The organism is Brevundimonas sp. EU05-FHT14B11 (assembly GCF_058790835.1).
This window is the reverse complement of sequence record NZ_JBYTCY010000002.1, coordinates 876,295-888,332: the sequence shown is the minus strand read 5'-3', so window position 1 is coordinate 888,332 and position 12,038 is coordinate 876,295. Positions and strand designations below refer to the sequence as shown.

At 69.1% G+C, this 12,038-nt stretch carries 12 protein-coding genes and 1 tRNA gene; 7 read left to right on the top strand and 6 right to left on the bottom strand.

Annotation, left to right across the window (positions count from 1 at the left end; all coding sequences use genetic code 11):
• The first annotated feature begins 7 nt into the window (after window positions 1–7).
• The gene (locus tag AC3WRV_RS11745; RefSeq protein ID WP_492313390.1) at window positions 8–307 is read left to right on the top strand and encodes a sel1 repeat family protein; all 300 of its coding nucleotides are present in this window, start codon (window positions 8–10) and stop codon (window positions 305–307) included.
• Window positions 308–464: 157 nt separating this feature from the next.
• Here the strand turns inward: AC3WRV_RS11745 and AC3WRV_RS11740 are convergent, their stop codons facing one another.
• Window positions 465–1,232, bottom strand: coding sequence for a polysaccharide biosynthesis/export family protein (locus AC3WRV_RS11740; RefSeq protein ID WP_492313389.1), 768 nt, complete (start codon window positions 1,230–1,232; stop codon window positions 465–467).
• Window positions 1,233–1,329: 97 nt separating this feature from the next.
• On the opposite strand from AC3WRV_RS11740, the gene AC3WRV_RS11735 reads away from it, so the two are divergent.
• The 3 genes from AC3WRV_RS11735 (at window position 1,330) to AC3WRV_RS11725 (ending at window position 4,363) form a co-directional block, all read left to right on the top strand.
• Entirely contained in the window at window positions 1,330–2,043 is a 714-nt protein-coding gene (locus AC3WRV_RS11735; protein WP_492313388.1) for a hypothetical protein, read from the top strand.
• A gap of 118 nt (window positions 2,044–2,161) precedes the next feature.
• Window positions 2,162–3,607 (top strand): GumC family protein, encoded by a 1,446-nt coding sequence (locus tag AC3WRV_RS11730; RefSeq protein ID WP_492313387.1) that lies wholly within the window; start codon window positions 2,162–2,164, stop codon window positions 3,605–3,607.
• 54 nt (window positions 3,608–3,661) lie between these two features.
• On the top strand, window positions 3,662–4,363 hold the full coding sequence (locus AC3WRV_RS11725; RefSeq protein ID WP_492313386.1) for a P-loop NTPase family protein: 702 nt from the start codon (window positions 3,662–3,664) through the stop codon (window positions 4,361–4,363).
• Here the strand turns inward: AC3WRV_RS11725 and AC3WRV_RS11720 are convergent.
• Genes AC3WRV_RS11720 through AC3WRV_RS11705 form a run of 4 tightly spaced genes read right to left on the bottom strand, consistent with a single transcriptional unit; the run spans window position 4,360 to window position 9,294 of the window.
• Window positions 4,360–5,298 (bottom strand): glycosyltransferase family 2 protein, encoded by a 939-nt coding sequence (locus AC3WRV_RS11720; RefSeq protein ID WP_492313385.1) that lies wholly within the window; start codon window positions 5,296–5,298, stop codon window positions 4,360–4,362. The two genes, AC3WRV_RS11725 and AC3WRV_RS11720, sit on opposite strands and share 4 nt — an antisense overlap.
• Window positions 5,298–6,275, bottom strand: coding sequence for a glycosyltransferase family 2 protein (locus tag AC3WRV_RS11715; protein ID WP_492313384.1), 978 nt, complete (start codon window positions 6,273–6,275; stop codon window positions 5,298–5,300). The genes AC3WRV_RS11720 and AC3WRV_RS11715 overlap by 1 nt, the downstream gene beginning before the upstream one ends.
• Window positions 6,272–7,720 carry a lipopolysaccharide biosynthesis protein gene (locus AC3WRV_RS11710; protein ID WP_492313383.1) on the bottom strand — a complete coding sequence of 483 codons (1,449 nt, stop codon included), beginning with the start codon at window positions 7,718–7,720 and terminating at the stop codon, window positions 6,272–6,274. Before AC3WRV_RS11710 ends, AC3WRV_RS11715 begins: the two co-directional genes overlap by 4 nt.
• Before the next feature lie 8 nt (window positions 7,721–7,728).
• Entirely contained in the window at window positions 7,729–9,294 is a 1,566-nt protein-coding gene (locus AC3WRV_RS11705; protein ID WP_492313382.1) for an exopolysaccharide biosynthesis polyprenyl glycosylphosphotransferase, read from the bottom strand.
• 119 nt (window positions 9,295–9,413) lie between these two features.
• Here AC3WRV_RS11705 and AC3WRV_RS11700 point away from each other — a divergent pair.
• Window positions 9,414–9,505: transfer RNA gene (locus AC3WRV_RS11700), tRNA-Ser, on the top strand.
• A 44-nt stretch (window positions 9,506–9,549) separates the two neighbouring features.
• Here AC3WRV_RS11700 and AC3WRV_RS11695 read toward each other — a convergent pair.
• Window positions 9,550–10,482 (bottom strand): LysR family transcriptional regulator, encoded by a 933-nt coding sequence (locus AC3WRV_RS11695; RefSeq protein ID WP_291836357.1) that lies wholly within the window; start codon window positions 10,480–10,482, stop codon window positions 9,550–9,552.
• 72 nt (window positions 10,483–10,554) lie between these two features.
• Between AC3WRV_RS11695 and AC3WRV_RS11690 the strand changes: the two genes are divergently transcribed.
• Both AC3WRV_RS11690 and AC3WRV_RS11685 read left to right on the top strand, forming a co-directional pair.
• On the top strand, window positions 10,555–11,019 hold the full coding sequence (locus AC3WRV_RS11690) for a DUF6640 family protein (RefSeq protein WP_492313381.1): 465 nt from the start codon (window positions 10,555–10,557) through the stop codon (window positions 11,017–11,019).
• Window positions 11,020–11,161: 142 nt separating this feature from the next.
• Complete coding sequence (locus AC3WRV_RS11685; RefSeq protein ID WP_492313380.1) at window positions 11,162–12,028, top strand: DUF2306 domain-containing protein; 867 nt, start codon at window positions 11,162–11,164, stop codon at window positions 12,026–12,028.
• The last annotated feature ends 10 nt before the right edge of the window (window positions 12,029–12,038 follow it).

Here is a 12,038-nt window from a genome sequence, read left to right as displayed (position 1 = left end):
CACGGTGATGAACGCGCAAGAAACGGCGCCTGAAATGGTCGAAGAGGCTCTGCCCCTGCCGACCGCCGACATGAACGGGGACGACCTGTTCCGGCTGGGCATGATGTATTCCACGGGCCAGAACGGCTGTCCCATGGACCGCGTCTCGGCCCACATGATCTTCAACCTCGCCGCCATGAAGGGCTCCGTCGAAGCGCGCGTCTACCGCCGCGAGATGAGCCAGGAGATGGAGCAGGAAGAGATCAGCGAAGCCCAGAAGGCCGCGCGCCGCTACATCGACGCCGGCGTGGTGCGGCTCGCCGCCTGACGGCGGCTCGCCTTTCTTGGTGGGCCGCGGACCGTCGGCCCTTCGGGACCTCCCGACACGACGCGGCCTGGCGCTTCGCGCATGGCCGATCACGCGACCGAAGTAAGCCGATCCGCGCTCAAGCAGCGAGCGACCGCGTCGCGAGCGCTAGCGCCCCTTAAAAGTTCTGGTACTGCCCGCCGATGGCATAGGTGAATCCGATCGGGAGCGCGTTGCGGAACTGGGTGACCCAGTTGGCGACCTCGGCCAGTTCGGTGCGGGGCACGTAGATGATGTCGCCGCGGCGCAGGGCTACGACCTCGCCGCGACGGGGCCGCAGGTCCACAGCCCGCAACATGCGCGTGCCGCCACGGCCGCGACGGATCAGGGCGACCTGGTCCTGTTTCGCGCCGGGCAGGAAGTCGCCGGCCTGGATCACGGCCTGATAGGCGTCCAGATCGCCGGTCATCTCGATCATGCCCGGGGTGCGGACCTCGCCCCCGACCCAGACGCGGATCGGCCCCGCCGTCTTCAGCGTCACCTCGACCGTCGGGCGGCGCAGCTGGCTGGCGTAGGCGGTCGAGGCGTCGGCCTCCAGTTCGGCGATGGTGCGGTCCGCGGCCATCAGCTGGCCGACCAGCGGCAGGGAGACCCGGCCGTCCGGTCCGATGCGCTGGGTGCGGGTCAGCTCGACGGCGGTCGGCGTCGCGATCTCGATCTCGTCGCCCGGATACAGGACGTATTCCGGCTCGTCGTCCGTCCAGTCGGAGAAGCCGATCTCGGGGAAGGAGGTGCGGCTGACCCGCTCGACCCGACCGCCGCCGGCGCCGGATGCAGCGGGCAGGGGCAGGCGCGAATCATCGCCAATCGACAATCCTCCGCAGCCCGCCAGAGCGCCGCTCGCGCCGAGAAGGCCGAGGAGCATCAGGCGGCGGTCAATGGACATGGCGGAATCGCTCCCGAAAGCGGTGTTGGCGGCAAGGTGGAGGCTTATGGGTAACTCATGGTTAACGCGGGTGTCGCCTTCGCAGGGACCGGCCTGTATGCAACTCGGGATGGTGATGGGGGTATTGATGGATGGCACCGCGTTTGATGCTCTGATGGCGCAGAGGGATGCGGCTTATTGGGCGGGAGTGTCGGCTGTTGCGGCTTGGGCAGCTCTCATTGCGTTGCCCATAAATGGCGTCGGCCTATATCTGGTTTGGCGTCAACTTCGGATCAACGAGCGCGCGCTCAAAGATGCCGCTCGAAGTGCGGACGCTGCAGTGGTTGCTGCAGATACGGCAGCTCAAACAACTCGTCCGTGGATGAGCCTCGACGTTAATCGAAAAAACTGTCGAATCATAAAGCGAAAAGATGGATATTGTATAAATGTCGATGTTTGCATAAAGAATATAGGAAAAACTCCAGCAGTAGGTGTTTGGGTCGTTCAGAAATCTGAATCTTACAAGAATGATTGTTCTCTTGTAGACCAACTTACTGATGAGCATTTGGATTGGCAGCAAAAAGCGGGGCGTACGATATTTCCAAACGAGGAAGAAAGGTCTTCCCGTAACATCTGGCTTTATAGTTTAGATGGGGAGGTCGGACGATCTTGGAGTTTTGCTGTTGTTGTTTTCTACTATATCCCAGGATCTGATGAGAGAAGGCAAACTTCTAAGGTTTTCAGGCTGGATAGAAAAGATGATGTTCCGGAAGGTGGCGTATGGGTGCCGGACGTCTGGCCAAATCTGATTGCTAGGCGCGACCCGACCTGAAGGGCGCTCTCATAAGAGAGGCGAGCGATCGACCTCCAGCCTATGGGTAACCCATGGTTAACGCGGGTAGGCGAAGTCTGAGACTCACAGTCCCGTTTGATGGAATCAGTCCGCCCGAATGCGCACGACGGCCTACACGACAGTCCGGCCGCGCTACGGCTTCGCTGACATCGTCGGCCTGCTGTTCCGCGAACTGCTGCTGATAATCGTGATCTTCCTGGCCGTGTTCGCGCTGGGCACGGCGGCGGTGCTGACGCTCAAGAAGACCTATACGGCCACCTCGACGGTCTATGCGGGCGCGGGGCAGGAATATGTGTACCAGCCGCGCGTCGGCTTGAGCGACCGCACCGGCCAGCCGCTGGAAGCCTCCGCCGTGGCCCAGGCCGAGGCGCGGATCCTCGGCAGTCTGGAGGTCAAGCGACGCACCGTTGAAGTGCTGGGCGCCGACGCCATCCTGGGGCCGGACGCCAAGGGAACGCCGGCCCAGAAGGAAACCGCCGCGCTGAAGGCGCTGGACGGCGGACTGGGCGTCGGCACCACCCCGGCCAGCGCCATCATCTCGGTCTCCTATGAAGCGGGCGATCCCGATCGGGCCGCGCGGGTGCTGAACGCGGTGATCGACCAGTATCTGATCCAGCGCCGCGCCGTGTTCCGCGACCGCGCCAGCCCGGCCTTCACCGCCCAGCGCGAGGTCTTCGAGAACGAGCTGGGCGAGGCCGACAACGCCTATGAGGCCTTCCTGCAGTCCAACGACATCGGCGACTTCGCGACGGCCAAGGTCACCCTGGCGGCGACCTACCAGACCACCTTCGCCGAGACCCTGTCGGTCCGCGCCCAGCTGAACCAGGCCTCGCAGCGGCTGCGGACGCTGGAGGCCCAGCTGGCCCAGCAGCCCGCCGAGGTGGTGCTGCAGCAGGACCTGAACATCTCGGCCCAGGACCAGATCCTGACGCTGCGCACCGAGCGCGAGAACCTGCTGGCGCGCTACACCGAGGACGCCCAGCCGGTCCGCGACATCGACCAGCGCATCGCCCAGTTGCAGGCCTATGTGGCCACGGGCACGACGGTGGGGGCCAAGGAGGTCCGCACCGGCCCCAGCACCATCTTCACCGAGATCGAGACCGCCCGGATCAACGCCGCCGCCGACCGCGACGCCCTGGCCGCCCGCCTGTCGGTGCTGGAGGGTCAGCTGAACACCCTGCGCGAACGTCAGTCCCACCTGACCCAGCTGGAATCGACCAACTCGACCCTGGCCGGCAGCCGGGAAGTGCTGACCGCCAAGGTGCGCGAGTTCCAGCAGCGCGAGACCGAGGCCCGCGCCGACAGCGCCCTGGTGGCCGCCGGCGCCGACAACGTCACCGTCATCGCCCGCGCCGAGGCCCCGACCAAGGGCAAGAGCCTGAAGGTTCCGCTGCTGGCCGCCGTCTTCCTGTTCGCCGGCTTCACCGCCCTGTGCGTCGGCCTGCTGCGGGTGTTCATGCGCCGGGGCTACGTCACCCCCGCGTCGACCGGCCGCACGCTGGACATGCCGGTTCTGGCCGTCGCCCCGGTGAAGGCCCGATGAGGCGGGCGGGAGCCGTGGTAGCGTTCAGGCTGAGGACAGGCGCGTAACGATTCGATGGTCGATCTGACGTCCGAAATGGCGGCTCTCTGGGCGGCGCTGGGTCCGGCGCCGGGCCATCGCGGCCGCGTGATCCAGATCGCCGCCGCCAACACCGGCGAGGGCGTCTCCACCGTCGCGCGCGAGTACGCCCGCCTGGCCGCCGTCCGGGCCCGCCGTCCGGTCTGGCTGGTCGACGCCGACCTAGCCCAGCAGGCGCAGGTCGAGGCCATGGCCGCCGAACCCGACCGCTTCGGCCGCGCCGGCAAGGCCGCCATGGCCACGCCCGACGGCTCCATCTTCTTCGCCATCACCCCGCGCGTGACCGACCGCGAGGGCAAGCCGGTGCACCCCGCCCGGCTGGTCACGGCGCGGCCCTTCCTGGGCGGGCGGCTGTGGGGCACGCGGTTCGCGGGTGAACACCTGCGATCGGGCCAGCGGGCCGAGGTGCTGGGCGACGCCCGCTACTGGGACGCCCTGCGCCGCCATGCCGACACCGTGGTGATCGATTCCCCCGCCGCCGACCGCAGCGACACGGCCATCACCCTGGCGCCCTTCGTCGACGCGACGGTGCTGGTGGTGGCGGCGGGCAGCACTTCGGCGGGCGATCCGCTGATCCTGCGCGACGAGATCGAGGCCGTGGGCGGCAAGATCGCCGGGGTGGTGGTCAACCGCTCGACCTACAATCCGCCGGCCTTCCTGCGGCGCCTGACGGGCTAGGCCGTTCGGTCCAGCCGGGCGACCTCGGCGGTTCCGTAGAACTGGGGCTCGAAGCCCTTCATCCAGAACAGTTTGCCGATCCCGCGCGCCGTGCGGTCGTACATCTCGGCGCGCTTCGGGCTGGTGATCAGGGTCAGGGCCAGCGAGGCCCCGCCCCAGACGACGGTCTGCGCCGCGCCGATCGCCATCCAGCGCAGGACGCCGGGCCAGTCGCGCGCGGCGGCGGCGGTCTGGCTGGGTCCCTGGCCATAGGCGAAGGCGCGGGTCAGGGCGTAGGTCAGGGTGGCGCGGTGGGCCGGGGCGAACTCCTCGACCCAGGCGTCGGCGGCCCAGCCGAACCGGCCGCCCCGGGCCGCCAGCGCCGCGAACAGCACGTCGTCCTCGCCGCCCGTATGGTCCGCCGAAGCGCTGAACGGCGCATCGCCGGGCAGGGCCGTGGTCCGCACCAGCAGGGAGTTGCCGCAGCCCCACGGGTGATCGACCAGGCCGGTCGTCGCCGGGCCTTCACGCCCGAAGAAGCGCTCCAGATACGGCTTCAGCCACTCTTGGGCCTCGGGCGCGCGGCCGGTGATGGGGCCGAAGACGGCGTCGGCGCCGGTCTGGACCTGCGCGGCCAGCAGGGCGGCCAGCCAGCCGGGCGAGGCGGCCTCGTCGTCGTCGAGGAAGGCGATCAGGGGGGCGTCGGTGGCGGCCAGCCCGGCGTTGCGGGCGCGGGCGACGCCGGGCGTCGGCTCGGACACATAGACCAGCGCCCAGGGGCTCTGCGGCTTCAGGGCCTCGATCAGGGGCGCGGCGGAGGCGGTCGGGTCATTGTCGACCACCACGATGGCCGAGATTCGCCGTTCGACGCCGGTCTGGGCGAACAGGGACCGCAGGGCGCGCTCCAGGCTCTCGGGCCGGCGCAGGGTCGGGACGATGACGGCGACGTCGCCCATCACACCGCGTCCGCGTACAGGGCCGCGCGGTACAGGCGCAGGGAGAAGGCGCGGGCGGCGACCGGCAGGCGCTCCATCCCGGCGACCCGGCGCATCAGGGCGCGCAGGCGGGGCAGGGCGGGCAGGGTCTTCAGCAGTTTCGCGGCCTTGTAGCTGGGATAGGCGGCGACGATCTCGGGATGGCGGGCGGCCATGCGGGCGAAGTTCGGGGCCGACTGCTCATACTTGCCCGCCAGCGCCTGGACGGTGTCCAGGCCCATATGGGTGGCCGGGTTGTCCAGGTGAACAACGCGGAAGCGGCGCGACACGCGCATGGCCCACTCCACATCCTCCCAGCCCCAGCCGGTGAAGCCCGGGTCGAAGGCCTCGGCCTCGAACACGTCGCGGCGGACCAGCAGGTTGGAGGTGTAGACGTATTTCTCAGGCTGCTTCGCCCGCTCGGTGTAGGGCACGCATTCGGACTTGGCGGCCATGGCCCGGTGGACCTGGAATTTCGCGTCGGTCGGGGCCTGCAGCAGGGAGAAGCCGCCGAAGGCGACGGCCGGATCCTCGCGCGAGACCAGATCGGCCCAGTCGCGCAGGAAGCGGCGATGGTCGGGCCGCATGTCGCTGTCGAGGAACAGCAGGCTGCCGCCGCGCGCCGCCGAAGCCAGCCGGTTGCGCCCAATGGCGCGGCCCTCGTTGGCGGGCAGGGTGATCAGCCGCGCCGGCAGGGCCATGGCCTTCACCTGCGCCACCAGCCGGGCGGTCAGATCGGCGTCGGCGGTGCCGTCGTCCAGCACGACGATTTCGACGGCCCCGTCGACCGAGGCGGCCTCCTCGTCGAGCAGCTGCAGCAGCTCGGACGGATCGTCGCGCAGGAAGGGGATCAGCACCGAGACCGCCGGACGGGCCGCCTTGCGCGCGGCGTTGTCGGTTATCTTCGCCTTGGAGGCGGAGGCCTTGGAGGCGGAGGCCTTGGGGGCGGGGGTCTTCATGCGGCGACCTTTCCGGCGCGGCGGCGCGCGATCAGGCGCAGGGCCACATCGCGGACCCCGGCGGCGTTGATGGTCAGGGCGACGGCGGCGTAGACGACCGCGCCGATCGTGGCGTCCAGCGCCAGCTCGAACACGCCGCCGATGGGGGGCAGGACCGAGACGGCGGCGGCCATGACGGCGGCGGCGACGCCGCAGCGGACCAGCGCCTCCCACGGCACCGGCAGCGGCAGGACCCGGCGGCCCAGGGCCATGGTGGCCAGCAGGCCCAGGCCGAAGCTGGCCGCGGTGGCCCACGCCGCGCCCATGACGCCGAAGCGGGGCACGAGGATCAGGTTGAGAAGGACATTGGCCCCCGCCGGAATGGCCATGGCCATCAGCAGGTGCTTGGTCTTGCGGCCCAGGGTGAAGGCCTGGCCGAAATAGTAGGCCGTCAGGCCGTACAGCAGGGCCGACAGGGCGATCCACGGGGTGATCGAGGCCGCGGCGGCGCGCAGGTCCTGACCGATCAGCACCTCGGCCAGCGGGCGGGCGACCAGGGCCACCCCGGCGGCGGCGGGAAGGCCGACCAGCAGGAAGGTGGACAGCTGTTCGCGGGCGGCGATCTTCAGCCGGTCCGCCCCGCCGCGCTCCAGCGCCATGACCAGCGCGGGCTGACCCGCCGAACCGAGCCACAGGAACAGGACGTCGAGGGTGCGGTTCGCGATCGAATAGCCGGCGTGATAGGCGCCCACCGCGGCCTCGTCCATGAAGGCGGCCAGCAGGAAGCGGTCGGTCGAGGACAGCACCACCGTCAGCGCCAGCGACATGGCGATGGGGTAGCCGTACAGCGCATAGTTCCGCATCCGCTCGGGCTCGAACCGGCCGCCGCGCGCTTCCTTCAATTCACCCGGCAGGACGAAGGGCAGGGCCGCCAGCGGGGCCAGGCCGAGGCCCAGCAGGGGCGCCGCGCCGCCCGCGCCCGCCAGGGCGAAGCCGACGCCGATGACCAGCCCGCCGATGGACACCGCCATGTCGAAGCCGGCGGCCTTGCGCACCTCTCCGGCGGCGCGGAACCGCTCCTGGCCCAGCTTCATCAGGCAGCGGGCGGGGGCGCCGGCCAGGCCGACGGCCAGGGCGGTCTTGAACAGCAGGTCCGTCGGCCACAGCCACAGGCCCACGCCTATGACCACCAGGAACACGACGCTGAGCGCGAAGGCAGTGCGGTACAGGCTGGCGAAATGGCCCTGCAGCGAGGCCCCGCTCTCGGCGGCCCAGAACCGCGCCATCGAGGCTTCCAGCCAGCTGAACACGGCCACATGGGCCAGCGTCATGACCGAGAAGGCCAGGGCGTAGCGCCCGAAGTCCTCGGGGCTGAGCAGACGGGTGAAGAGGACGATGGTCAGGAAGCCGACCACGCCCTGCACGATATTGGCCGGCAGGTAGCCCCAGACGCCTTTCCAGAACATCTAGCGGCTCACCGGATCGCCGAACGGTCGCCCAGCAGGACGGGAATGGTGACGGCCATGATCCACAGATCCATCCACAGGCTCTGGCGCTCGACATAGTCGATATCCAGCTGCACCCGGCGGCGCACGTCCTGGGCGGTGTGCAGCGGACCGCGCGAGCCGTTGACGGCGGCCCAGCCGGTCATGCCGGGCTTGATGCGGTGGCGGTGGGCGTATTCGGCGACCAGACGGGCGCTCTCGACGTGGCCGGTCTTCATACCGATGGCGTGGGGCCGCGGCCCGACCAGCGACATCTCGCCGGTGATCACGTTCACCAGCTGCGGCAGTTCATCCAGGCTGGTCTTGCGGATGAATTTCCCGACCTTGGTGACCCGGTCGTCGTCATGGGTGACCTGGCGGCTGGCGGTGGCGTCGGCCGTCTCCTGGCGCATGGAGCGGAATTTCCAGACCACGATCTCTTCCTGATTGAAGCCGTGGCGGCGCTGGCGGAACAGGATCGGGCCGGGGCTGTCCAGCCGGACGGCCACCGCGATCAGGGCCATGACCGGGGCCAGGGGGATGAAGGCGATCAGGCCGACGATCAGGTCCTGCAGACGTTTGTTGAAGGCGCGGCGGTCGGCGTCGACCGAGCCCTGGATGTCGGCCAGGGGCGCCGCGGCCAGGCGGTCCAGCGCCGAGGTCATCTCCTGCGCGCCGTTCGGCTCGACCAGCAGGGTGACTTCATTGGGCAGGGCGCCCAGCCGCGCGGTCAGGTCGCGCACCCGGGCCTCGGCCTTCGGGTCGATGGCCAGCACCACGCGGTCGACATAGGGCGTCATCTTGTGGGTCAGCAGGTCGTCGGCGGCGCCCAGCACCGGCACGCCTTCGATGGCCCGGGGGCTGCGCGCCAGCCGGTCGTCGAAGATGCCCAGCACGTTCAGGTCGCGGCGTTTCAGGGCCTCGCGGATCAGGTCCTCGGCGTGACGGGTGGCGCCGACCAGCACGATGTTCGGGGTCAGGGCGCCCGTGGCGCGCCAGCGCGAGACCAGCCCGCTCCACACCATATGCAGGGCGATCAGGGCGGCGAAGGTCAGTCCGGCCCAGACGGTCCAGGCGGTCCACTGGGCCCCGGCGCCCGGACGCAGCAGGGCGCCCGAGGCGAAGGCGACGGCGGCGCCGACCGCGCAGATGGCGGCGACCGACAGCAGGTGGGTCGCGGTCCTCTGGCCGCGCGAGAACCGGTAGCGGCCCAGCGAGCGCAGCAGGGCCAGGATGGTCCCGGCGCCCAGGGCGAACGGGGCGATGCGCGAGACCTCGGCATGCACCAGCACGCCGGGCGAGGCGGCCCAGGCGCACAGCAGGGTGATGCCGACCACGGCCAGCACGTCGAAGGCGCGGAAATAGTGGGCGGCCAGACGGGAGGCGTGCCGCTGGCGCGCGTTCAGCCAGACCTCTGGCCGGAACGGACCGCGCCGGGCGGCGCCGGCGTCCTCGAACGGAGTCGGCGCCGTCGCCCGCGTCGCCGACGGCCCTGCGGCCCGCGCGCGCGGCGACGGGGCGTCAGGGCTGGAGAGGCGGCTCGCGGCGTCGGTCATCATGCTCGGACGAAGAGTTCTCACGCATCATGCACAACCCGACTGACTGTCCCGTTAACGCTCGCGTGCGTCTGACCCGTTGCGCCGTCCGAAATGCTCGGCTAAGCACGCCGCCTGCCGGAGACGTGGCCGAGTGGCTGAAGGCAACGGTTTGCTAAATCGTCGTACCCTGTAAGGGGTACCGAGGGTTCGAATCCCTCCGTCTCCGCCAGAACCTTCCCGCCATCATTGAATTACTGCGCATGGCGCCGCCCCCTAGCCGAGGCGGCCGGGCGCTTGTGATTGGAGAGCCATGGCCAGTCTGACGGCAAGCTGATCGAACACGGTGCGCACTTTCAAACTCGTGCGAAGATCGCGGTGGGTGACGAGCCAGACAGGGAAGGTGAGCGGGGGAAGGTCCGGCAGCAGGCGTTGCACCGTGGGATCGGATTCGCCGACACGAAGGGTCATGATCCCGACGCCTGCTCCGGCCCTGACCATGGCCCACTGAGCCAGATGGGAATCAGAGACGATCCGCATGTTCTGCTCCGAGACCGGAAAGCCGAGGTCGCGCAGGCCCTTCAGAAGCCAGTTCTGGCCCGGGTAGCCGATCATATCGACGCCCTCCATATCCGCCGGCGTGACGGGCGTGGGGTGGCGGGAAAGCCAGTCGGCCGAGGCGAAGAAACCCCCCTCATCCGACCCGAGCCGCTTCACGATCAAATCCGGATGCTCCGTAGGATAGCTGCGTACGGCGATGTCGGCTTCGCGACGCCTCAGGTCCGTTCGATCATTGGCGACCACGATCTCGATCGTCAGGCCGGGATGCCGCTTCGTAATGTCGGCCACGACATCGGGTAACAGGGTGGTGGCGTAGACATCGCTGGCCGCGACCGCCACCGAACCCTGGAGGGTTTGTGTGCGACCGTCGGCCGCCAGGCTCGTGCGCGCGGCGGCCTCGCCCATGCCCCGGACATGATCCAGCAGCTCGAGGCCGGCGTGGGTCAGGACAAGGCCCCGGCCGGCGCGCTCGAACAGCACGACGCCGAGGGTCTGTTGCAGGGCCTCGACCTGTCGGCTCAGGGTGGGCTGACTGAGTTCCAGGGCGACGGCGGCGCGCGAAAGCGAGCCGAGCTCGGCCGTCGCGAGGAACGCCCGCGCGTAGTTCCAGTCAAAGCGCAGGGATCGCCAATCGATACGTTCTTGCATAGGTCCAATTCACGCACGGCGCTGGTGAAAGCAAGCGGGACGAGGGCATCGTCAGGGCAGGGAGCCGCAACCATGTCGATCTTCGCGCGCATGTCTCACCCGACGCACGGGGCCGCCGCACGGCGCAGGCGGAGTTGGCGCTCCGGGGCTGTGACGCTGTCGGCGATTGTTCTGGTCGTGCTGATCCCCGTGCTGGAGGTGAACGACACCCACCTCTTCAGTCCCGACTGGCCCGCCCACGCCCGGTTCCATGAGGCCTGGCAACTGCTGACGAACGCGGGCCTGGCGGCGACGGCCCTATGGCTGGCCCTGGCGCGCGGACGCGAGCGCCTGGCGGCGGGGCTCGTCCTTATTGTCGTGGGGTCTCTGATCCTCGCCTGTGCCTTCGGAGGCTTGTACGGCGGCGCCATCACACGCCCGGGGGGTGACGACCTTCAGCCGCTCGGATTGAGCTTGCCCGTGCTGATCATGTCGGCGCTGGCGGTGGCGTTGCTGGCGGCGGTCTGGCCTGGGAAGCGTGAACCCATTCATTTGTGAATGGCTGTATTCCGTTTCGGGGCGGTTTCGTCGGCGTCGTGACACGCTAGAGCTCAACTCCGCCCGCCGCGACCGGGGCCGCCGCCGGGTCGCCTTGCGCGCGGCGGCAGATCGGGCGCCGCCGAGCAACATCAGACTGAGTATGAACATGATCGACAACCGAGATCAGACCGCGGGCGAAGGCCTTTCCGCCGCGACCCGGTCTGAGCGGGGACGGCATCGCGCACCGCTTGCCGACAAGGCGCTGACGGCCTCCACGATCTTCTGGTTCGTCGTCGCGGCGGCGGGGCAGGCGTTCTTCGCGATCTACATCGCCCTGTTCTATGGCGGCACGTCGCTTCGAGGGGATGTCCAGGCCTGGAACGAGGTCGTCCCGGGCCGCGTGGTCGCCGGTGATGGGGTCGGCTTTCTCGCCATGGCGGCCCATGTCGCGCTGGCGTTCGTCGTCACCGCCGCCGGTCCGCTGCAACTGATCCCCGCCCTTCGGGCGCGCCTGCCGGGGCTCCATCGCTGGACCGGGCGGGTCTATGTGAGTCTGGCGTTCGTCATCAGCCTGGGCGGTCTCTACCTGATCTGGGGGTATCGCGACGCGGACGATACCCTCCTGGGGTCGTCGCCCCTGACGCTGAACGCCCTTCTGATCATGGTTTTCGCCTGGATGACGTTGAAGAACGCCATGGCGCGCCGGATCGACATTCACCGGCGCTGGGCCTTGCGGCTGTTCCTCGCCATGAGCGGCGTCTGGTTTCTTCGGGTCGGCGTCATGATGTGGATCCTGACGATGGGAACCGAGGGGCTCGGAGGTCGACTTGAAGGGCCTGTCGGCACCTTCCTCAAATTCGCCTGCTACCTCGTTCCCCTGATCATCCTCGAGTTCTACTTCGCCAGTCGGCGCCAACGGTCGGTCGTGCCGAAGTGGGCGATGGCCGGGACCATCGCGGCGTTCACCCTGCTCATGGCCGGCGGCATCGGCATGGCGGTCATGGTGTTCTGGCTTCCTCATGTCTGACCGGGGCGGT